The 20,256-nt window shown below is 71.8% G+C and carries 18 protein-coding genes and 1 tRNA gene; 7 read left to right on the forward strand and 12 right to left on the reverse strand.

All coding sequences use genetic code 11. The annotated features are described in order from the left end of the window. Positions 1-140: 140 nt before the first annotated feature. Positions 141-226 (forward strand) — tRNA-Leu (locus ACRQ4C_RS09340). 294 nt (positions 227-520) lie between these two features. On the opposite strand, the gene ACRQ4C_RS09345 is transcribed toward ACRQ4C_RS09340, so the two are convergent. The 3 genes from ACRQ4C_RS09345 to ACRQ4C_RS09355 form a co-directional block, all read right to left on the reverse strand. Continuing rightward, positions 521-1,114: a hypothetical protein gene (locus ACRQ4C_RS09345; protein ID WP_439688478.1), complete on the reverse strand. Its 594-nt coding sequence runs from the start codon at positions 1,112-1,114 to the stop codon at positions 521-523. An 11-nt stretch (positions 1,115-1,125) separates the two neighbouring features. Further along, positions 1,126-2,265 (reverse strand): zinc-dependent alcohol dehydrogenase, encoded by a 1,140-nt coding sequence (locus ACRQ4C_RS09350; RefSeq protein WP_439688479.1) that lies wholly within the window; start codon positions 2,263-2,265, stop codon positions 1,126-1,128. A 254-nt stretch (positions 2,266-2,519) separates the two neighbouring features. Then, positions 2,520-3,848: an NAD(P)/FAD-dependent oxidoreductase gene (locus tag ACRQ4C_RS09355; RefSeq protein WP_439688480.1), complete on the reverse strand. Its 1,329-nt coding sequence runs from the start codon at positions 3,846-3,848 to the stop codon at positions 2,520-2,522. A gap of 378 nt (positions 3,849-4,226) precedes the next feature. Between ACRQ4C_RS09355 and ACRQ4C_RS09360 the strand changes: the two genes are divergently transcribed. Beyond that, complete coding sequence (locus ACRQ4C_RS09360) at positions 4,227-4,430, forward strand: GNAT family N-acetyltransferase (protein WP_439688481.1); 204 nt, start codon at positions 4,227-4,229, stop codon at positions 4,428-4,430. Between the two features lie 59 nt (positions 4,431-4,489). On the opposite strand, the gene ACRQ4C_RS09365 is transcribed toward ACRQ4C_RS09360, so the two are convergent. The 4 genes from ACRQ4C_RS09365 to ACRQ4C_RS09380 form a co-directional block, all read right to left on the reverse strand. Further along, positions 4,490-4,708 carry a hypothetical protein gene (locus ACRQ4C_RS09365; RefSeq protein WP_439688482.1) on the reverse strand — a complete coding sequence of 73 codons (219 nt, stop codon included), beginning with the start codon at positions 4,706-4,708 and terminating at the stop codon, positions 4,490-4,492. 7 nt (positions 4,709-4,715) lie between these two features. Continuing rightward, complete coding sequence (locus tag ACRQ4C_RS09370) at positions 4,716-6,473, reverse strand: DEAD/DEAH box helicase (protein ID WP_439690887.1); 1,758 nt, start codon at positions 6,471-6,473, stop codon at positions 4,716-4,718. Between the two features lie 209 nt (positions 6,474-6,682). Then, positions 6,683-7,933, reverse strand: a complete 1,251-nt coding sequence (gene dinB / locus ACRQ4C_RS09375; protein WP_439688483.1) for a DNA polymerase IV — start codon at positions 7,931-7,933, stop codon at positions 6,683-6,685. A gap of 66 nt (positions 7,934-7,999) precedes the next feature. Further along, positions 8,000-9,145 (reverse strand): acyl-CoA dehydrogenase family protein, encoded by a 1,146-nt coding sequence (locus tag ACRQ4C_RS09380; RefSeq protein ID WP_439688484.1) that lies wholly within the window; start codon positions 9,143-9,145, stop codon positions 8,000-8,002. A 23-nt stretch (positions 9,146-9,168) separates the two neighbouring features. Between ACRQ4C_RS09380 and ACRQ4C_RS09385 the strand changes: the two genes are divergently transcribed. Further along, a complete protein-coding gene (locus ACRQ4C_RS09385; RefSeq protein ID WP_439688485.1) occupies positions 9,169-9,978 on the forward strand; it encodes an SGNH/GDSL hydrolase family protein in 810 nt (269 codons plus the stop codon). A 25-nt stretch (positions 9,979-10,003) separates the two neighbouring features. Here the strand turns inward: ACRQ4C_RS09385 and ACRQ4C_RS09390 are convergent, their stop codons facing one another. From ACRQ4C_RS09390 to ACRQ4C_RS09400, 3 genes are all read right to left on the reverse strand, one after another. After that, positions 10,004-11,347, reverse strand: coding sequence for a serine hydrolase domain-containing protein (locus ACRQ4C_RS09390; RefSeq protein ID WP_439688486.1), 1,344 nt, complete (start codon positions 11,345-11,347; stop codon positions 10,004-10,006). Positions 11,348-11,368: 21 nt separating this feature from the next. After that, positions 11,369-12,601 carry a D-alanyl-D-alanine carboxypeptidase family protein gene (locus ACRQ4C_RS09395; RefSeq protein ID WP_439688487.1) on the reverse strand — a complete coding sequence of 411 codons (1,233 nt, stop codon included), beginning with the start codon at positions 12,599-12,601 and terminating at the stop codon, positions 11,369-11,371. A gap of 115 nt (positions 12,602-12,716) precedes the next feature. After that, on the reverse strand, positions 12,717-13,532 hold the full coding sequence (locus ACRQ4C_RS09400; protein WP_439688488.1) for a TrmH family RNA methyltransferase: 816 nt from the start codon (positions 13,530-13,532) through the stop codon (positions 12,717-12,719). 62 nt (positions 13,533-13,594) lie between these two features. On the opposite strand from ACRQ4C_RS09400, the gene ACRQ4C_RS09405 reads away from it, so the two are divergent. The 3 genes from ACRQ4C_RS09405 to ACRQ4C_RS09415 all read left to right on the forward strand — a co-directional run bounded on the left by ACRQ4C_RS09405 (position 13,595) and on the right by ACRQ4C_RS09415 (position 16,142). Then, on the forward strand, positions 13,595-14,479 hold the full coding sequence (locus tag ACRQ4C_RS09405; RefSeq protein WP_439688489.1) for a Sir2 family NAD-dependent protein deacetylase: 885 nt from the start codon (positions 13,595-13,597) through the stop codon (positions 14,477-14,479). Then, positions 14,476-15,114, forward strand: coding sequence for a histidine phosphatase family protein (locus ACRQ4C_RS09410; RefSeq protein WP_290131690.1), 639 nt, complete (start codon positions 14,476-14,478; stop codon positions 15,112-15,114). The genes ACRQ4C_RS09405 and ACRQ4C_RS09410 overlap by 4 nt, the downstream gene beginning before the upstream one ends. Before the next feature lie 302 nt (positions 15,115-15,416). Further along, complete coding sequence (locus ACRQ4C_RS09415; protein ID WP_439688490.1) at positions 15,417-16,142, forward strand: hypothetical protein; 726 nt, start codon at positions 15,417-15,419, stop codon at positions 16,140-16,142. A 41-nt stretch (positions 16,143-16,183) separates the two neighbouring features. On the opposite strand, the gene ACRQ4C_RS09420 is transcribed toward ACRQ4C_RS09415, so the two are convergent. Together ACRQ4C_RS09420 and ACRQ4C_RS09425 are read right to left on the reverse strand one after the other, a co-directional pair. Then, the gene (locus ACRQ4C_RS09420) at positions 16,184-17,266 is read right to left on the reverse strand and encodes a glycosyltransferase family 4 protein (protein WP_439688491.1); all 1,083 of its coding nucleotides are present in this window, start codon (positions 17,264-17,266) and stop codon (positions 16,184-16,186) included. Then, positions 17,263-18,300, reverse strand: coding sequence for an alpha/beta fold hydrolase (locus tag ACRQ4C_RS09425; protein WP_439688492.1), 1,038 nt, complete (start codon positions 18,298-18,300; stop codon positions 17,263-17,265). The genes ACRQ4C_RS09420 and ACRQ4C_RS09425 overlap by 4 nt, the downstream gene beginning before the upstream one ends. A gap of 153 nt (positions 18,301-18,453) precedes the next feature. Here ACRQ4C_RS09425 and treS point away from each other — a divergent pair, with 153 nt between their 5' ends. Further along, complete coding sequence (gene treS, locus ACRQ4C_RS09430) at positions 18,454-20,208, forward strand: maltose alpha-D-glucosyltransferase (protein ID WP_439688493.1); 1,755 nt, start codon at positions 18,454-18,456, stop codon at positions 20,206-20,208. Positions 20,209-20,256 lie beyond the last annotated feature (48 nt).

The following is a 20,256-nucleotide window of genomic DNA, read 5'->3' on the forward strand; positions in this document are numbered from 1 at the left end:
GATCCGCGTGACTCCAAGGGACGCGCCCGGGATGCGCGGCCGTGTTCATCGGGCGTTCAGACCCGTGCTAGTGTCTTCTCTCGGCAGGAACGCCGGGGAAAACGCCCCGGATGACCGGCCAGCACAACCGAACAACACCTGTCCGGGTGGCGGAATTGGTAGACGCGCTAGCTTGAGGTGCTAGTGCCCGTATTAGGGCGTGGGGGTTCAAGTCCCCCCTCGGACACAAGAAAACGAATGCCCCCTGGCCTGTCGGCCCGGGGGCATTCCTCGTTCGCGCTTGCCGGCGAGCGTCGCAGTCGCTCCGCTCGTGGCGTCCCGGTGGTCGCCTCCGGTAGGTCGGGTTGCTCGAGGCGGACCCCGTGGCGAGAAACGCGCGCGGTTCGACGTCGCACGCGTCGAACGACGCGCGCGAGGTCGCAACGCGCGCGGTTCATGGAGCCGGCGCTGCGCTCGCGCGAGACGCGCCGGACGGGAGGCGCGGGGCGGGACCGCATCGTGCCTCCCGTCCGGTGGGCGGTCACCGCGAACGACGCGAGCGGGCGACCCGACGCACCACCAGCACGATGCCGCCGGCGGCGGCCAGCCAGCCCCAGTTGGCGACCAGCGGATCGAGCGACCCGTGCCGCCAGTCCCGTCGCGACGCGCCGAGGCGCGACGCGACAGGGTGTCCGACGAGCTCCGCACGCACCCCCGTCTCGTGCACGACCCGGTCCGGTCGACCCCGGAGCGCATCCGTCACCCGGTGGGCGGCCACGTCGATCCGGTCGCCGAGCACGAGCAGCAACCAGTGCGCCAGGCGCCCCTCGCTGAACCGCGCGTAGGCGACTCGCCGGACCGCTCCGGCGAGGCCGCGGAGGGGCTGCGCGGTCCCGAACACCGGCGTGACGTGCGCGTGCTCGATCGAGCGTTCGCGTCCCTCGGCGCCGGGCTGCTGCGTGGGGACGTCCCAGTGCACGCCCGTCGCGGACCCGGCTGCACGCGAGAGCTTGGGCACCGACGGGCGGTCGGCGGGGTCGAGGTCGCTCCCCCACCCGGGGATCCGTGCACGGAGCTCGTCGGCGGTCGGGACGCGACGGGGCGGGTCCGCGATGTACGGGGTGTGATCGGTCATGGCGTGCTCCTTCACGGGACGATGACGGGCTTGATGATCCCGTCGAGCTTCGAGGAGAAGAGGTGGTACCCCTCGGCGATGTGCTCGAGCGGGATCCGGTGAGTGATGATGTCGCTCGGCTTGAGGTGCCCGGTCTGGATGTGCTCCAGCAGCCTCGGCCACTGCCGCTTCACCGGCGCCTGGTTCGCGTGGATGGTGACGCCCTTGTTCATCGCGTCGCCGAACTTCACGGCACTGGGGATCGGGCCGTACGCACCGATCGCGGAGACCGTGCCGCCCTTCCGGACGCCGTCGATCGCCCAGTTCAACGCTGTCGGGGACCCACCCTGCAGCTTGAGCTTCGAGGCCGTGACCTGCTGGGTGAAGTTGCCGTCGGCCTCGGCCCCGACGGCGTCGATCACGCTGTCGGCACCGAGGAAGTCCGTCTGCCGCTTCATCTCGAGCACGACGTCGGGGACCTCGGCGAAGTTGATCGTCTCGGCGTGCGCGAACGTCCGCGCCTTCTCCAGCCGGTGTTCGAGCTGGTCGACGACGATCACGCGACCGGCCCCCATGAACCACGACGACTTCGCCGCGAACAGTCCCACCGGCCCCGCGCCGAGGACCACGACGGTGTCCCCCTCCCGGATCGAGGCCAGCTGCGCCGCGAAGTACCCCGTGCCGAGGGCATCGGTGAGGAGGAGTGCGTCCTCGTCGTCGAGCCACGGCGGGATGACCTCGGGGCCGACGTCCGCGAACGGGACGCGGACCCGCTCCGCCTGCCCGCCGTCGAAGCCCCCGGTGGTGTGGGAGTAGCCGTAGATGCCGCCGACCGCGGTGGCGTTCGCGTTCACGTTGTGGCAGTTCGTGAAGAGTCCGCGGGCGCAGAACCAGCACGACCCGCAGGAGATGTGGAACGGCACCATCACCCGGTCACCGACGTTGAGGTGCGCCACCGACGGGCCCACCTGCTCGACGACCCCGATGAACTCGTGCCCGAACGTGTGGCCGACCCGGGTGTCGGGCATCATCCCGTGGTACAGGTGCAGGTCGGAACCGCAGATCGCTGCGCGTTCGACCCGGACGACGGCGTCGTTCTCGTGCTCGATCCGGGGATCGGGCTTGTCCTCGACGCGGACCCGGTACGGCCCGCGGTACGTCATGGCGCGCATGGACGCTCCTCTCGCTCACAGCATCCACGCTCACCGCTCGGGCGTCCACGCCGTCCCAGGTCCGCGCACCCTGTCCACGCACGTGGCGCCCGCGTTCGCCCGGGTTCGCGAAACGCGCGCGTTTCGACACCGCACCCGTCGATCGACGTGTGCAATGTCGGGACGCGCGCGTTTCGTGGGCGACACAACCACGAACGGACGGGAGGCGCGGTGCCAGCCGGCACCGCGCCTCCCGTCCGTCAGGTGATCGCGCTCTAGCTCTTCGACGCCTCGACGAAGTTTCGGCGCGGGTCCGTCTCCTTGATGAGGGAGGTCGCGTCGCGACCGGAGACCGCGCCCGTGATCCAGCCGATCACGATGCGCGCCTTCCGGTTCAGCGTCGGCATCGCGTACACGTGGTACGACCGGTGCGCGAGCCAGGCGAGCAGGTTCGTCATCTTGACGCCCTTGATGTTGGCCGCGCCCTTCCCGACGCCGTACGACGCCACGGTCCCGATCGACGGGTGGCGGTACTCCTCGAGGGGCTTGCCGCTGATCGTCGCGACGACGTTGTCGGCAGCGACGACGGCCTGACGGACGGCGTTCTGGGCGTTCGGCGGGTAGTACGCCGGCTGCTTCTCGGCCGTCAGGTCGGGGACCTGTGCGACGTCGCCGAGGCCCCAGACACCAGGGACGACCTCGTGGGTGTCCTCGGCCTCGACCTGGAGCTTCGCGTTCGCGGCGAGGTGCCCCTTCGGTCCGCGCGGCAGGTCGGTCGCGTCGAGGAGCGGGTTCGGCTTGACGCCGGCCGTCCACACGAGCAGACCGGCGGCGAACTCGTCGCCGTCCGAGAGCTTGATGACGCCGCCCTCGGCGCTCGGCATCGTGGTCTTCAGCCGGACGTCGATGCCGCGGGCACGGAGCGACTCGAGGGTCCACTTCGACAGCTCCGGGCCAACCTCGGGCGCCACGCGGTCGAGGGCGTCGATGAGCACCCAGCGGGGGTGCTCGCCGGCCAGCGACGGGTAGGTCTTGATCGCGGCCTGCGACACGTCGAACAGCTCGCCGATGGCCTCGACGCCGGTGTAGCCACCGCCGACGAAGATGCTCGTGAGCAGGCGGCGACGCTCGTCCTCGTCACGGCTCGCTGCGGCCTTCGCGATGTTGTCGAGGAGCTTCGCACGCACGTACGCCGCCTCCTCCACGGTCTTGAAGCCGACGCCGTACTCCTCGAGACCCGGGGTCGGGAAGGTCCGCGTCACCGAGCCGAGCGCGACGACGAGCTGGTCGTAGCCGAGGGTGCGGTCGTCGCCGCCGGCCGTCGAGATCGACACGGTCTTGTCCTTCGACGAGATCCCGGTGACCTTGCCCTGGATGACGCGCGTCCGCTTGAGCGCACGACGGAGCTCGAAGGTGACGTCCTTCGGCGCGATGTGGCCGCCGGCGACCTCCGGCAGGAACGGCAGGTACGTGTAGTAGGTGTTCTGGTCGACGAGCGTGATGCGCATCGGGACCGTCGCGGCGTGCTTCTGCAGCTGCTTGACGGTCGTGTAGCCGGCGGAGCCGCCACCGAGGACCAGGACGTGCGGGATCGAATCTGCCATGAGTCCGGTCTACCGGAGTTTCCCTGGTGGCGTCACCAAGCCGCGCCGTCCGCCCGCGGGGTCGTCGCTCGGCGGACGGTACGGTCGGGGCATGACCGCCTCGATCACCGTCCGGCCCGCCGTGCTCGAGGACGCGGAGCGCATCGCGTTCGTGCACGCCACGTCATGGCGGGAGACCTACGGGCGCTTCGTCGAGGACCCCGACCACAGTCCGTGGTTCGCGGTCGAACCCCGCATCGCGATGTGGCGCACGAACCTGACCGAGCACACGTACGACACGGTCGTCGCCCTCGACGGCGACGACCTGGTCGGTTTCGCCGGGACGCACGCGACTCCCCGTCGGACGGCGAGCAGCCGGTGCGGCCGGAGGAGCTCACGATGCTCTACGTCCTCGCCCGCGCACACGGGTCCGGAGCCGGCCAAGCGTTGCTGGACGCGGCGCTGGGGCACCGTTCGGCGTCGCTGTGGGTGGCCGAGGACAACCCGCGGGCGCAGGCGTTCTACCGCCGCAACGGGTTCACCGTGGACGGCGCGACGTCGTCGTTCGGACCGATCGAGCGGTCGGTCCGGATGGTCCGCTGAGGCGAGGTGCCGAACGGCGCGCCCGACGTATCGCCGCGCCGCACCGTGCGTCGCGCTGCTCAGTCGAGACGGTGGTCGCGCCGATGGTCGCGGAGCCGCCACCACGCGGTCTCGGCGAGTTCGGGACCCATGAAGACCCCGTGCTGCGTCCGCCGGGACTCCGTCAGGGAGAAGCGACGCAGCCGGTAGCCCCCGGCGAAGCGGTCGATGATGGCCTCGGGCGAGGACTCCGCGTCGCGCTTGACGAGCCACGTCCGGTCGTCGACGGGCTCGATCACCGGTCGCTCACCGTCGCCCGCCGATCCGGGAGCGCAACACGTCGATGCGCTTCTGGATCTGCTCGACGCTCGCCTGCGCCACGGCCGGACCGCCGCTGATCCGCCGCAGTTCGGCGTGGATCGCGCCGTGCGGCTCGTTGGAGTGGCGCGACCAGATCGACACGAGTCGTGCGAGCTCGGTGCGCTGCTCCTTGAGGGTCAGGTACATCGGGCGGTTCTCGTCCGGCTTCGGCTTCGGCGAGCCGTCCTTGACGGTGCGGCTCTTGGAACGCTTCGCCTGCGACGCCTGCCGTGCCCGGAGGAGGTCGCGCACCTGGTCCGGTTCGAGCAGCCCGGGGATGCCGATGAAGTCGAGCTCCTCGAGGGAACCGACCTCGCCCCCGGAGCCGAACTCGCCGCCGTCGTAGAGCACCCGGTCGAAGGAGGCCTGCGAGTCGAGGGCCTCGAACGGCTGCACCTCGAGCAGGCTCTCCGAGGCGCGGTCCTCGCGGTTGGCCTCCGCGACCATCGCGTCCTCGGGGTTGTACATCCCGTCGTCGGCGTCCTTCGGGCGGTCGAGGGCGTGGTCGCGTTCGAGCTCGAGGGAGGCCGCGAGGGCCATCAGTCCGGGGACGCTCGGCAGGAACACCGAGGCGGTCTCGCCGCGGCGTCGGGCGCGCACGAAGCGGCCGATCACCTGCGCGAAGAAGAGCGGCGTGCTCGCACTCGTGGCGTACACGCCGACGCAGAGCCGGGGCACGTCCACGCCCTCGGAGACCATGCGGACGGCGACCATCCAGCGTGAATCGCCCTCGGCGAACGCGCCGATGCGTTCGGACGCCGCGGCCTCGTCGGAGAGCACGACGGTCGGCCGCCCCCCCGTGATCTGCGTGAGCATCCGCGCGTACGCCCGCGCCGTGGTGGTGTCGGTCGCGATCACCAGACCGCCCGCGTCCGGGACACCGCGCCGGACCTCGGTCAGGCGCTTGTCGGCGGCGGTGAGCACCGCGGGCATCCACTCACCCTCGGGTGAGAGCGCGGTCCGCCACGCCTGCGCGGTGATGTCCTTCGTCACCTGCTCGCCGAGCGACGCCGACATCTCGTCGCCCATGCGGGTCTTCCAGCGCATCTGTCCGGCGTACGCCATGAAGAGGACGGGGCGGACGACGCCGTCCTTGAGCGCCCGGCCGTAGCCGTAGTTGTAGTCGGAGATCGACGTCCGGATGCCCTGCTCGTCGGGGGCGTACTGCACGAACGGGATCGGTGCGGTGTCCGACCGGAACGGCGTGCCCGAGAGCGAGAGTCGACGCGTGGCCTTGGTGAAGGCCTCCCGGATGCCGTCGCCCCAGGTGAGGGCGTCCCCGCCGTGGTGGACCTCGTCGAGGATCACGAGCGTCTTGCCGCCTGCGGTGATGCGCTGGTGGACCTCGGGGTTCATGCCGACCTGGGCGTAGGTGATCGCCACGCCCTGGTAGTGCCGGCCGAACATCCCGTCGCCGTTCTTGAACATCGGGTCGATGCGGATGCCGACGCGGTCGGCGGAGTCCGCCCACTGCCGCTTGAGGTGCTCGGTGGGGGCGACCACGACGATCCGGTTGACCGTGCCGCGGGCGAGCAGCTCGGTGGCGAGCCGGAGTGCGAACGTCGTCTTGCCGGCACCGGGGGTCGCCGCGGCGAGGAAGTCGCGCGGCTCGGTCTCGAAGTACTTCGTGAGCGCCTCGACCTGCCAGGCGCGGAGCTTGGACGCCGTGCCCCACGCTGCGCGGTCCGGGAACGCGGGCGACAGGTGTTCGGCTGCGGCGTTGCCGGCGGCTTCCGCCTGCGCGGCTGCCTCGTCGTGCGGGCGGGCCGGAGCACCCTCGGGCGGGGTGGCCGATGCGGCGTCGAGGTCGCTCGCGACGTGCGCGTCCGGCGTTGCCGACGCGTCGCCCCACAGCGTGGCGGGCTGCTGCTGGTTGTCGTACTCCGCTGCGCTCACTGCACGTGATTCTACCGTCACGCAGGGTCCTGCCGAGCGTGCGGGGCGCGCTGCTCGGGCGCGTTCCGCACCAGCGAGGCCGGTCGCAGCACGCCCGCTCCGAACCGTGCGGCGACCGCGTCGACCGTCGTCTCGGTCTCCCGCCACGGCGCGTCGTCGTCCCAGAGGGCGTTGCTCGCGGCCGCCGGCACGAGGTTCTCACCGCGGACGCCGATGAGCCGGATCCGGTTGCCCGGTCGGTGCAGGACGTCGTACAGCTCGACGGCTTCGCGGTGGATGCGTTTCGCGACGTCGGTCGGTTCGGCCAGGGTGCGGGACCGGGTGAGCGTGGTGAAGTCGGTGTAGCGGACCTTGAGCGCGACCGTCCGTGCCTGGACGTCGGCGCGGCGGAGTCGCACGGCCACCTTGTCGGCCAGTCGGAGGAGCTCGCGGGCGACGTCGTCACGCTCCGTGAGGTCGCGGCCGAACGTGACCTCGTGCCCGATCGACTTCTCACCGACGCCGGACTCGACCGTCCGAGGGTCACGCCCCCAGGAGAGGTCGTGGAGCCGCTGACCGCCGGTGGGCCCGAGCGCGGCGACGAGCGACGGCAGCGGGGTCGTCGCGAGGTCGCCCACGGTCCGGATGCCCCGACGTTCGAGGGTCTCCTGCGTCTTGCCGCCCACGCCCCAGAGCGCGGACACCGGCTGCGGGTGGAGGAACGCGACGGTCTCGGCAGCGGGGACGACGAGCAGGCCGTCCGGCTTGGCGCGGCTCGATGCGAGCTTCGCCACGAACTTGGTCGACGCGGCGCCCACCGAGCAGTGCAGCCCGGTCTGCTCGAACACCGCACGGCGGATGGCCGCGCCGATCTGCCAGGGCGTGCCGTAGAGCCGGAGCGCCCCGGCGACGTCGAGGAACGCCTCGTCGATGCCGAGTCGCTCGACGCGCGGGGTGAAGCGGTCGAACACGCTCATCACGGCGGCGGATTGCTCGCGGTACTTCTCGAAGTGCGGCTCGACGATCACGGCGTTCGGGCACCGGCGCTTGGCGACGGCCATCGGCATCGCGGAGTTCACGCCGTAGCGACGGGCCTCGTACGTGGCGGCGGTCACGACGGAGCGGTCCGAGTCGTGCCCGACGATGACCGGGAGACCGACGAGGTCCGGACGGTCGAGCAGCTCGACGGACGCGAAGAAGGCGTCCATGTCGACGTGCAGCACGGTGGCGGTGACGTCGTCGACGGGTACGTCGGAGACGAGCCGGTTGCGTCCGTCCTGCTTGCTCACAGGGCGATGATGCCATCCGCCACCGACATCGACGTCCCATCAGGACGCACCGCCGCAGCGGACCCCTCAGCGCGCCGGACCGAGCAGCGCCGCCGCGATCGTGCGGGCCGCCGAGTCGCGCGACGACGGGTGGTACTGCCCGGCGCGGACGTCGCGCGCGAGTCGTGCGAGCTCGCTCCCCGCACGGTAGGCGGAACCACCGACCACGCGCATCGCCTCGTCCACGACGTGCTGCGCCGTGTCCGTCGTGCGCGCCTTCGTCCCGACGAGCAGCGGGAACCACCGGGGTCCGTGGTCGACGAGTTCGTCGACGTCACGAGCGAGCGCGTCGACCTGCAGGGCGACCGCGTCGACCGCTCCCTGCGCGTCGGCCAGGGCATGGCGGACGTCAGGGTCGTCCGACCGGGGCGTGCCGTCGAGGGCGGTCCGGTCACGGACGGCCGCGACCGCCAGCTCGACCGCGCGCTCGGCGATCCCCACGTACACCGACGCCACGAGCAGTTCGAAGGCGGCGAACACCCCGAACACCAGGGGGTCCTGGTTCGGTCCGACCGGCAGGACCCGCACGATCCGCTCCGCCGGCACGTGCACACCTTCGAGGAGGGTCGTGCGGCTCTGCGTCGCCCGCATGCCGAGCGTGTCCCAGTCGTCCCGGTGCGTCACACCGCCGTCCGCACGGACCGTGAAGCCGTGCACGAGCACCGGCTCCGCGCCGGAGGTGTCCTTCCCGAAGACGCTCAGGACGTCCCACGCCGGCGCGAGCGAGGTGGAGACCTTCGTCCCCGTGAACCGGTAGCCGCCGTCGCCGTCCGGCTCCGCCGCCGTCAGCGAGTCGAAGAGCACGGCGTCGTTGCCCGGCTCGCTCACCCCGAACGCGAGCAGGTGGTCGTCCGCCGCGTGGTCGGTGACGACCTGGAGGAACGACCCGCCCCGTGCGCGCACGCTGCGGGTCGCCTGCACCCACACCTGGTGCATGCCCAGCCCGAGCGCCGTCGCCGGCGCAGCCGTCGCGAGGGTCCGCTGGACCGCGGCCGTGGCGCGCAGCCCGAGGTCCTGGCCGCCCTGCTCGAAGGGGACGCCGAGCCGCAGGTACCCGGCCGCGCGCAGCTCGTCGAGGTCCTCGGCGCAGAAGGCGTTCGCGGCGTCGTACCCGGGGGCCCGGGCAGCGATGCGCGCGAGGAGGTCCGCGGGGATCGGGTTGGCCGTGCTCATGCCACGAGACTAGGGTCCGATGCGTGTCAGAACGTCATCCCTGGTCCAGGTACGTCGCGATCGGTGACTCGTTCACCGAGGGGATCGGTGACCCGGACCCCACCGTGCCCGGAGGCAACCGGGGCTGGGCGGACCGGGTCGCCGAGGTCCTCGCGCACCAGGCGGACGCGAACGGTGCCGGCGACTTCGCCTACGCCAACCTCGCGATCCGCGGTCGCCTGCTCCAGCAGATCATCGACGAGCAGGTCGAGGCCGCGCTCGCGCTCCGACCCGACCTCGTCACGGTGTCGGCCGGCGGCAACGACATCATCCGCCCCGGCACGGACCCGGACGACCTCGCGGCGAAGGTCGACGGCATGGTCGAGCGGCTCCGCAGTGACGGCGCGACGGTGGTGCTCTTCACCGGGCCGGACGTCGGGATGACGCCGGTGCTCGGCATGGTCCGAGGCAAGACGGCGATCTACAACGAGAACCTGCACGCGATCGCCCTGAAGCACGGAGCACTCGTCGCCGACATGTGGGCGCTCCGGGTGCTCCGCGACCCGAGGATGTGGGCACCGGACCGGCTGCACCACTCCCCGACCGGTCACGCCACCGTCGCCGCCGCCGTCCTCGACACGCTCGGCGTCGACCACGGGCTCGCGCCGTTCGCCCCGGAGCCGCTCGAGTCCCGACCCTGGCGCGAAGCCCGCGTCGAGGACCTCGGGTGGGCGAAGGAGTACCTCGTCCCCTGGGTGGTCCGGCGCATCAAGCACACGTCCTCGGGCGACGGCGTCTCCCCCAAGCGCCCCGAGCTCCAGGACGTCGTGGAGCACCGCTCCGACACGCCGTAGCCTCGGTCGGTCGGTCGACCGCGCGTCAGGCTGCGGGCCGCCGGAGCGTCGTCGGACCGTCGTGCAGCGGCTGCGTCACCCAGTCGAACGTCGCGTCGCCCGAGTCGGTCGCGATCCGGACGTGCGCCGCGTGCGGGGTCTCGACGAACCGCACGGTGACGAGCACCGCTGCGCCGTCGTCGACCAGCGCGGCGCTGCCGGCGAGCGGCCCCTCGACCGCCCACGCGCCCTCGCCGACCGGGACGGACAGGTGCCCGCCCTCGACGTCGAGCTCGAGGCGCCACGCGGCACCGTCGCGGTGCAGCGGACCGTGGGCAGCAGCGTCCGGGAGCCGCTCACCCGCGACCGGGGGCAGAGCGAGCGAGGCGATCCGTGCCTCCAGGCCGGTGTCCGCGCCCGCGTCCACCGACGCCCCGTCGACGGCGGGCAGCAGGTGCTTCCAGGCCGCGTCGAGGACCGCCTGCATGTCGAGGCTCTGCCCGGTCAGCGCGAGCACGACGTCCTGCTCCGGGAGCACGACGCAGAACTGCCCGTAAGCGCCGTCGCCGCGGAACCCGTGCCGTGCCATCCAGAACTGGAAGCCGTACCCCTGGCTCCAGTCGGGGTTCTCCTCCTGCGGGTTCTCGACCTGGACGCGCGTGGCGGCGTCGACCCAGTCCTCGTCGAGGATGCGCTGCCCGTCCCACACGCCGCGCTGGAGGTAGAGCTGACCGAGCTTCGCGACGGCCTCGACCGGTGCGTAGCAGCCGCTGAAGCCGAGTTCGTTGCCCTGCTCGTCCCGCTTCCAGGCGAAGTCGGTGATGCCGAGGGGGTCCAGGAGCCGCGGTCGCAACCAGTCCACGAGCGAGCCACCCGAGACGCGGCGGACGATCTCCGCGAGCGTGTAGGTGCACGGCTGGTTGTACGCGAACACCGAGCCGGGCTCCTCGTCGGGCGGCAGTAGCAGGAAGCCCCGCACGATGTCCGTCGGGTCGATCGCCCGTGCACGCTCGAGCGTCTCCTCCCGGTGACCGCTCGCCATCGCCAGGACGTGCCGGACGAGGATGCGGCGGCTGCGCTCGTCCGTGACCTCGGCGTCGAGCTCCGGGAAGTACGACAGCACGGTCGCGTCGAGGTCGATCAGTCCCGCGCGGACGGCGATGCCGACCCCGGCGGCGGTGAAGCTCTTGCTCAGCGAGTACAGCAGGTGCACGGAGTCGGCGCGGTACGGGTCCCAGGTGCTCTCTGCGGCGACCCGGCCGTGCCGGAGCAGCAGGAACGAGTGCGGCTCGACGTCGGGCGTCGAATCGAGGGCGTCGAGGAACGCGGAGACCCCGCGTCCGTCGATGCCGAGGGCGGACGGGGAGCTGCGCGGGAACGTCGTCGTCACACAGTCGACGCTAGCGGAGGATCAGGTGCCCTGGAACGGGTTCGTCCAGCGCCACCAGACGCCGGGGTCGGTGATCGATCGGTCGAGCTCGAGCGGCACGGTGACCGCGGCGTGGTCCGAGATCGTGAACCGCACCCGACCCACCCGCTCCCCGCGGTCGCCGACCGTCACCGGGTCGAGGTGCGTCTTCGCCGTGACCGTGGTCTTCCCCCACACCAAGACCTCGGACGCCTTCGCCGCGACCGCGTCCGCCCCGTCCTGCCACGGCGTGCTGTAGGTACCGAAGGTCTGCCCCTCGTGCGTGAGCGTCACGAGCTGGAAGTTGTCGGCCACGGACCGCAGCAGCCGCTGCACGTCGTCGTCCAGGGAGTCGTGGTCGACGCCGCCGAGCATCGCGCCGACGACCGTGACCTGTCGGCCGCCCCGCTCGTAGGTCGCCGCGAAGAGGAGGCACGCCCCGGCCTCGTCGAGGGTGCCGGTCTTGATGCCCTCGACCCCGTCCAGACCCAGCAGCTTGTTCGAGTTCTCGATGTCGCCGGCGCCCGGCACGGTGACCTGCTTCGTGCCGACGATCTCCTTGACCACCGGGTTCGCGAGGGCGAGCTGCCCGAGGTCGACCAGGTCCGTCGCCGTCGAGCGGTTCCGCGGGTCGAGGCCCGTCGGCTCGTGGATCACCGTGTCAGCGAGGCCGTGCTCGTCGAGCCACGTGCCCGCAGCCTTCTCGTAGGCATCCATCGACCCGAACGCCCACAGCGCGAGCGACCCCGCGTAGTTGTTCGCCGACTTCATGAGCATGACCTGGAACGTCTGGTACTCGGACAGCCGGAGGCCGTCGGGCATCGGTGCGACCTCGCCGTTCTTCGCGAGGTACGTCGCGTACAGCCCCTGCATCTGCTTCGTGAAGCGGATCGTCGGTCCGCGCTCCCCCGGCTCCAGGGGCTTCTCCTCGAGCACGACGAGCGCGGTCACCACCTTCGTGATGCTCGCGATCGACCGTTGCTCGCGGTCGCCGCTCGTGCGCAGGCTCTCCGGGAAGTCCGTCGCCTCGACCGCGGTGGCGCCGTAGCCCGGGAAGGTGAGGTCGGGCACGGTGGACGTCGGCGCCGAGTAGGTCGTCGTCGCCGCGCTCGCCGGGGCGAACGGCACGACGGCCGCGGCCACGAGGTACCCGACGGCGAGGACGAGCACCGCGACCACGCTGATCGTCACGGGCCGCCGGACGGCGGAGCGGGGGCGGCGGACGACTCGTGGCACAGCCAAGGAGCCTAGCCGGGAGGCGCGGGCCGGCCCTGCGAGGACGCACCGGCTGTGGAGAACGCGAGTCGTGCCTCCAGGCAGGGTCGCGCGCCCCGCGCAGGTCGCCGCCGGGTCAGCGCGCCCGCTGCGCGTGCGCGACGGCCCACAGGCCGACGGCGCTCGCCGCGGCCACGTTGAGCGAGTCGACGCCGTGCGACATCGGGATCCGCACCGTCGTGTCCGCGGCCGCGATCGCCCGGTCGGTGAGCCCCTGGCCCTCCGTGCCCATCACGAGGGCGACCCGCTCCGGGACGTCGGCGACGAACCGGTCGAGGTCGACCGAGCGGTCCGTGAGCGCCATCGCGGCCAGGTGGAAGCCCTGGTTGCGGAGTTCCTCCCCGGCGGCGGGCCACTCGCCGATGCGCGTCCACGGCACCTGCAGCACGGTGCCCATGCTGACCCGGACGCTGCGGCGGTACAGCGGGTCGGCGCAGCGAGGGCTGACGAGCACGGCGTCCGCGCCGAGGCCGGCGACGCTCCGGAACACCGCGCCGACGTTCGTGTGGTCGACGATGTCCTCGAGGACGACGACGAGCTCCGCGCCACGGACGACCTCCGCGACCGTCGGCAGCTCGGGCCGGTGCATCGCGGCGATGGCACCACGGTGCATCCGGAACCCGGTGAGTTCCTCGAGCAGTGCGTCCGGACCCACGAAGACCGGACCGTCGTGCTCCGCGACGAGGGGCAGGACGTCGTCGAGCCACTTCTCCTGCACGAGCACGCTCCGCGGGACGTGTCCGGCCCGGATCGCACGCTCGATCACGGTGTTGGACTCGGCGATGTAGAGCCCGCCCTCCGGCTCGGTCACACGTCGGAGTGCCACGTCGGTGAGTCGTGCGAAGTCGTCGAGGCGAGGGTCGTCGAGCGAGTCGATGCGGACGGGCTGCACGGGGTTCCGTTCTGGGAGGGAAGGACGCGGGACGGTCGGCTGTTGAGGGTACCGTGGAGACGATGCCCCCGAGCGACGAGCACAGCACCGCGGCCGACCTCGACCGCGCCGTCGAGCTGCTCGCCGGCAAGCGCATCGCGGTCCTCTCCGGCGCCGGACTCAGCACCGACTCGGGGATCCCCGACTACCGGGGCGAGGGCCGCGTCGTGCGGAAGCCGATGACCTTCCAGGAGTTCCGGTCCGACCCGGCGAAGCGGCAGCGCTACTGGGCCGGCTCGCACCTCGGTTGGCGGACCTTCGCGGCTGCTGCGCCGAACGACGGGCACCGCGCGCTCGCCGAACTCGAACGAGCGGGGATCGTCACCGGGGTCATCACCCAGAACGTCGACGGGCTGCACCTCCGGTCCGGTTCGCGGCGGGTGGTCGAGATCCACGGCTCGATGGACCGTGCCGTCTGCCTGACGTGCGGCCAGGTGTTCTCGCGCTCGGACCTCGCGGCCACGCTCGACCGGGCGAACCCGTGGATCGACGAGCCCGGGTCCGTGCAGCTCCAGCCCGACGGCGACGTCGAGATCACCGACGTCGAACGCTTCGTCGTGCCCGACTGCTCGGTGTGCGGTGGGGTGCTCAAGCCCGACGTGGTGTTCTTCGGCGAGTTCGTCCCCGCCGAGAAGTTCCGCGAGTCCGTGTCGATCGTCGCCGACGCGGACGCGCTGCTCGTCGTCGGGTCCTCCCTGACGGTGAACTCCGGCGTGCGTCTCGTCGACCACGCCGTCCGGCGGAAGCACCCGGTGGTGATCGTGAACCGCGGCACGACGCGGAGCGACCGCCGTGCTGCGGTGAAGCTCGACGCCGGCACCACCGAGACCCTCGTCGAGCTCGCCTCGCGCCTCGGCACGGTGGCCTCGGGCGCCGGTTCCGCGGAGCCTGGGATGATCGTCGGGTGACGACCCACCTCTCCCTCGTCCGCCACGGCGAGACCGACTGGAACCGGCAGCGCCGCATCCAGGGATCGACCGACATCCCGCTCAACGACGTCGGGCGCGACCAGGCAGCCGGGGCCGCCGAACTCCTCGCGCGCAGGGCCTTCGACGCCGTCGTGGCGTCGCCGCTGTCCCGCGCGCGGGAGACCGGGTCGATCATCGCCGCCCGGCTCGGTCTCGCCGCACCCGACACCTACTCCGGGTTGGCGGAGCGCTCCTACGGTGCGGCCGAGGGGCTGACGGACGTCGAGATCCGCGCGCGGTGGCCGCACGACGACGTCCCCGGGCGTGAGTCGCGGTCGGCGCTCCTCGCCCGTGTGACCGAGCAGCTCGGTGAGATCGCGATCCGGTACGACGGCGCGTCCGTCGTCGTCGCCACGCACGGTGCGGTCATCCGGAGCGTGGTGAACGCCGCCGCACCGGGGACCGCCGACCGGCACAGCACGCCGATCCGGAACGGCTCGATCCACTCGTTCCGGTGGGACCCGGAGCGCTTCCACGCCGAGCTCGTGCGGTTCGACGACCCGATCGACGACGCGTCGGACGGTCCGGGCGGCTACGCCTTCGAGTACCAGAACCCCCTCGAGCGCCGCAGCTGACGGTCGCGCGGCTCGCGGGGCGAGCGGGCCGGGGCGAGCGGACCGGGGCTCACGGGCTGGGCGAGCGGGCAGCCCGAGTCTCGTGCACAGCGACACCTCTCGCGATCGCGAACACGAGCAGCGTCGCCCAGCACGAGACTCGGCGGCGCCCCGCACGAGACTCGGTGCCGCGCCGCGTGAGACTCATCACCTCGAGCCCCGCTGACCCGCTCCCCGCCACCGGACTATGCTCCGGGACACTCCGGGCCGAGCCGAGCGCTCGAACCGCCGACCCGGTCGGGAGGTCCTGAGAGGGGGACCGCATGAGCACCGAACGACCCGGGTGGCCCGCCGAGCCCGACGACGACCTCGACCGCGCGTTCGGCCCCGACACGGCCCCGGTGCCGACCCGGACCACCCCGCAGCGTGTGCGGCGGGGCGCCCTGGTCGCCGGGGGTGTCGTCCTCGCTGCCGGGGTCCTCGCGGCCGCGCTCGTGACCATCATCGGCAGCGTGCAGAACGGCGTCGGCGGGGTCTTCCCCCAGCCAGCCGCAGCGCTCAGCCGGTTCGAGACCGCTGCCGGCGCCGTCGACGGGGTGGTCAAGGTCAACGGTATCCGCACCACGAAGACCGGGTTCGCCAGCTACGACGTCATCTCGGTCGCCACCGCCGAGGACGGCCTGGACGAGACCGCGCAGGCAGCACTCGTCTCCGCGCTCAGCGAGGCCGCGGCGAGGACGGACGGGAACGGCGTCCGGGTGTTCGCGGTCGTCGCGATCGACACCATGCGCGTCGGGATCTCGGCCGACGCCGAGGTCAGCGCGCGCCGCCTCGACCTGGCCAGGCGAGTCGACGCCATCGGCGGGGTGCGTGCGGTGCGGTGTGCCTGGGTCGCGTCGACGCCCTCCGACGACGCGAAGGTCCAGCAGGTCACCGTGCAGACCACGGGGCGTGGAGCAGCCCTCGGTGCCGTGCTCGCGAAGGCGCGGGAGGCGACACAGGGGGTCTTCCCAGGAGCTGCGGTGACGAGCGAGCTCCCGCCCGCGTGACCGGCCGAGGTGTCGCCAGCCGGCCGACGGGCGCGATCCCGTCAGCGAGCCGCCCGGTCCGCCACAGCCCGCTCGACCGCAGCGACGACGTGCTCGGCAGAATCGGCCCACCGGAACCGTGCCGCCTGCTCCACGGACTGATCAGAGGCGTCGTCCCACCGGTCTTCGAGCCGACGCACCGCCGCCGCGACCGCCGACGGCGAGGACGGGTCGAAGTACTCCGCCGCGCTGCCGCCGATCTCCCGGAAGATCGGGATGTCGCTCACCGCGACCGGGGTCCCGACGCCCATCGCCTCGACGAGCGGGATGCCGAAGCCCTCGTCGTACGACGCCGTCACGAGGGCGGTCGCGGTGCGCAGCACGTCCAGGTAGGTCTCGTCGGACGCGCCGTCGTGGAACACGAGCGATCCGCCGGGTGCGATCCGGGTCAGACGGGCACGATCGGCGTCCGAGACCCGCGACATGCAGTGCAGGCGCCATCCGACGCCGAGCAGGGGCAGCGCGGCCGCCAGCGTCTCCACGTTCTTGTACGGCATGAACGACCCCATGTACACGAGGTCCCGGCGCCGCTCCCCATCCTCGGAACGACGCTCGGCCGGGTCTGCCGCGTTGTACGCCACGGTCACGGGTCGCTTCGTCAACCGGTGCTCACGGATGAGGCCGGCGGTCGTCTCGGAGACGGTCACGACGCCGTCGGCGCCGTTCAGCAGGAACCGCTGCGGAGCCCAGGACAGGTGGAAGGCTCGCCACCCCAGCCGGATCGGCCACGAGAAGTCCCGTGGGGGCGTCCGGTTCCGGTAGTAGATGAGGTCGTGCAGGGTGAGCACGAGGGCGTAGTCGCGCCCACGCGACCCCATCGTCTGCATCGGCGAGAACACCGCGTCGAGGCCGAGCGTGTTGACCCGCCGTGCGACGAACGGCTCGCCGGCGTCGGTCGGGGCGGGCAGGAGTTCGTGTGGCAGGCCGTCGGGCAGCGACTCGAGCTGACGGACGTCGTGCACCAGGAGGACGTAGTCGTGCCGGTCGGGCAGGTGTGCGACGACCCCGGCGGTGAACCGCGAGATGCCATCGTGTCGCCCGATGCGGACGTACCGGCAGTCGAGGCCGATGCGGAGGCGACTCACGACGCGCGCTCCCCACGTCGGTCCGGACGGGAGGCCCGGGTCGGCTCCGCCCCGTCCGTCGCCGCCGTCGCGTCGCTCGCGCCGCCGCCCCGTCGTCCGCGGCGCTGATGCGGACGACGCCAGCCGCCGTCGCGCCCCGCGCCCGTGGAGTCGTCCATCCGTCGGAGCACGGCGGAGGCAGCCGCTCCGGGGGTCTCGTAGTGCACGAGGTGCCCGACACCGGGGACGACGACGAGCTCAGCGTCCGCGAGCCGCGCGGCCAGCGCCTGCTGCTCGGGGACGGCCGTGATGTCGTCGTGCTCGGCCGCGATCATCAGCACCGGGACGTCGATGCGGTCGGCGTACTCGGAGACGTCGTGGGTCACCGAGGTGCGGAACGCCTCGAGCACACTCGTGCGGTCGGAGAACGCCGAGAAGTAGCGGTCGTGCTGGTCGTGCACCCAGCGCCGGAGGTCGCGGTCGTGCGACTTGAGCATGGTGATGCTCATGACGCGGACGATCGCGGGGTTGCGGAGCAGCGCGAGACCGACCGGCTTCGGGAGCACAGCGCCGGCCTTGTAGTAGCCGATCGCGGCGCCCGTCGCGATCGCCCGCGGTCCCTGCAGCGCCGGCGCGGCGATCGGGTTCACGAGCACGAGCAGTCGGGTGCGCAAGCCCGCCGCGACGGTGGCGGCGACCACGATCGAGCCGAACGAGTGCCCGAGGACGACCGTCTGCTCGTCCATGCCGAGCGCCGCGTGGAACCCGGTCAGCCATGTGACGTAGGAGTCGATGTCGGACGAGGGCAGCGGGTCCGACACGCCGAACCCCGGCAGGTCCGGCACGACCACGCGGACGCCCTGCAGGTGCGCGGCGATGGTCTCGAGACCGTGGTGGTCGCCCCGGAACCCGTGCACCGCGAGCACGGTGCGGGTGGCGTCCTCGGGGCCGTAGACCCAGTAGTGCGTCGTCCGCCCGTCGATCCGCACCGCGCGGTGCGCGACCGGGGTCGCGGCCATGAGGGACTGGTACGGGGAGAGCAGGGGCGGGCGCATCCCGGCCAGTCTAGGGAAGGCGACCCGCGCGCCCACCGCACCGCCGACCGGATGTGGAGAACTCGCAGACGGGACGCGTCCGCGACGGCGAGCCGTGCCTCCCGTCCGGTCTTCCTGCGGACAGCGCCAGCCGCGCGGCCTAGCGTGTCCAGGGTGACGTTCACGGCCCCGATCCAGCTCCCAGGCCTGACCCTGGACCCGCAGTGGTACAAGCGCTCCGTCTTCTACGAGTGCATGATCCGCTCGTTCGTCGATTCCAACGGTGACGGCATCGGTGACATCCAGGGCGTGATCGGCAAGCTCGACTACCTGCAGTGGCTCGGCATCGATGCCATCTGGCTGCCGCCGTTCTTCCAGTCGCCGATGCGCGACGGCGGGTACGACATCGCCGACTACAAGGCGATCCTGCCCGAGTTCGGCACCCTCGACGACTTCCGCGAGCTCGTCACGAAGTCGCACGAGCGCAACATGCGCATCGTCATCGACATGGTGATCAACCACACGAGCGACCAGCACGAGTGGTTCCAGCAGTCCCGCGAGGACCCGGACGGCCCGTACGGCGACTTCTACGTCTGGCGCGACACCGACGAGGAGTACGAGAACATCCGGATCATCTTCGTCGACACGGAGGAGTCGAACTGGACGTTCGACCCCGTGCGGCGACAGTTCTTCTTCCACCGGTTCTTCTCGCACCAGCCCGACCTCAACTTCGAGAACCCCGCGGTCGTCGAGGCCGTGTACGACGTCGTGCGGCACTGGCTGGACATGGGCGTCGACGGGCTACGGCTCGACGCGATCCCGTACCTCTTCGAGTCCGAGGACGGCAACGGCGAGGGCGAGCCGGAGACCCACGAGTTCATCAAGAAGCTCCGCGCGATGGTCGACGACGAGTACCCCGGCCGGGTCCTCCTCGCCGAGGCGAACCAGTGGCCGCGCGAGACCGCCGCGTTCTTCGGCACCGACGAGGAGCCCGAGTGCCACATGGCGTTCGACTTCCCCGTGATGCCGCGCATCTTCTACTCGCTCCGCGCGCAGCACGCCTCGGAGCTCAAGGCGATCCTCTCCGAGACGCTCGACGTCCCCGAGTCGGCGGCGTGGGGCGTGTTCCTCCGCAACCACGACGAGCTCACCCTCGAGATGGTCAGCGAGGAGTACCGCCAGGCGATGTACGGCTGGTACGGCTACGACCCGCGGATGCGCTCCAACATCGGCATCCGGCGCCGTCTCGCCCCCCTGCTCGACAACTCGCGCGCCGAGCTCGAACTCATCCACGCGCTGCTGTTCTCGCTGCCGGGGTCGCCGTTCCTGTACTACGGCGACGAGATCGGCATGGGCGACAACATCTGGCTGCCGGACCGTGACTCGTCGCGCACCCCGATGCAGTGGACGCCCGACCGCAACGCGGGGTTCTCCACGGCGGACCCGGGCAAGCTGTACCTGCCCGTCGTCCAGTCGCTCGTCTACAACTACCAGCAGGTCAACGTCGAGGCGCAGCTCGCGCAGTCCCGCTCGCTCCTGCACTGGGTCCGGAACGTCATCCACGTCCGCAAGGCGCACCCGGTGTTCGGCCTCGGGACGCTCGACGTCAAGGACACGTCGAACGGCTCCGTGCTCGCGTTCGTGCGCTCGTGGGAGGGGTCGGGGCAGCAGTTCGGACCCTCGGCGGAGGACGTCCTCTGCGTCTTCTCGTTCGCCACGAACCCGACGTCCGTGACGATCTCGGTGCCGGAGTACGCCGGGCGACCGCTGTACGACCTCTTCGGTGGCAGCGTGTTCCCGTCGTTCGACGAGCACGGGTCCGTCACGCTGACGCTCGGGACGCAGTCGTTCTACTGGCTGCACGTGGGCGCGGCACCGGCGGTCGCCCCCGCAGCGGTCGCGCCCGCATCCGCCACGACGACGGCGTAGCGGCCTGGAGGCACGGCGCGGCCCCGCCAGGCGGGTCACGTCGTCCGT

Source organism: Curtobacterium sp. SP.BCp (assembly GCF_051903255.1).
In the GTDB taxonomy this organism is placed as follows: domain Bacteria; phylum Actinomycetota; class Actinomycetes; order Actinomycetales; family Microbacteriaceae; genus Curtobacterium.

Excerpts from the sequence above, each read along its gene's own strand:
- ACRQ4C_RS09355 (WP_439688480.1), bottom strand. The coding sequence starts at position 3,848 with ATGGCAGATTCGATCCCGCACGTCCTGGTCCTCGGTGGCGGCTCCGCC.
- ACRQ4C_RS09415 (WP_439688490.1), top strand. The coding sequence starts at position 15,417 with ATGAGCACCGAACGACCCGGGTGGCCCGCCGAGCCCGACGACGACCTC.
- ACRQ4C_RS09425 (WP_439688492.1), bottom strand. The coding sequence starts at position 18,300 with ATGCGCCCGCCCCTGCTCTCCCCGTACCAGTCCCTCATGGCCGCGACC.
- ACRQ4C_RS09360 (WP_439688481.1), top strand. The coding sequence starts at position 4,227 with ATGCTCTACGTCCTCGCCCGCGCACACGGGTCCGGAGCCGGCCAAGCG.
- ACRQ4C_RS09345 (WP_439688478.1), bottom strand. The coding sequence starts at position 1,114 with ATGACCGATCACACCCCGTACATCGCGGACCCGCCCCGTCGCGTCCCG.
- ACRQ4C_RS09350 (WP_439688479.1), bottom strand. The coding sequence starts at position 2,265 with ATGCGCGCCATGACGTACCGCGGGCCGTACCGGGTCCGCGTCGAGGAC.
- ACRQ4C_RS09380 (WP_439688484.1), bottom strand. The coding sequence starts at position 9,145 with ATGAGCACGGCCAACCCGATCCCCGCGGACCTCCTCGCGCGCATCGCT.
- ACRQ4C_RS09405 (WP_439688489.1), top strand. The coding sequence starts at position 13,595 with ATGCCCCCGAGCGACGAGCACAGCACCGCGGCCGACCTCGACCGCGCC.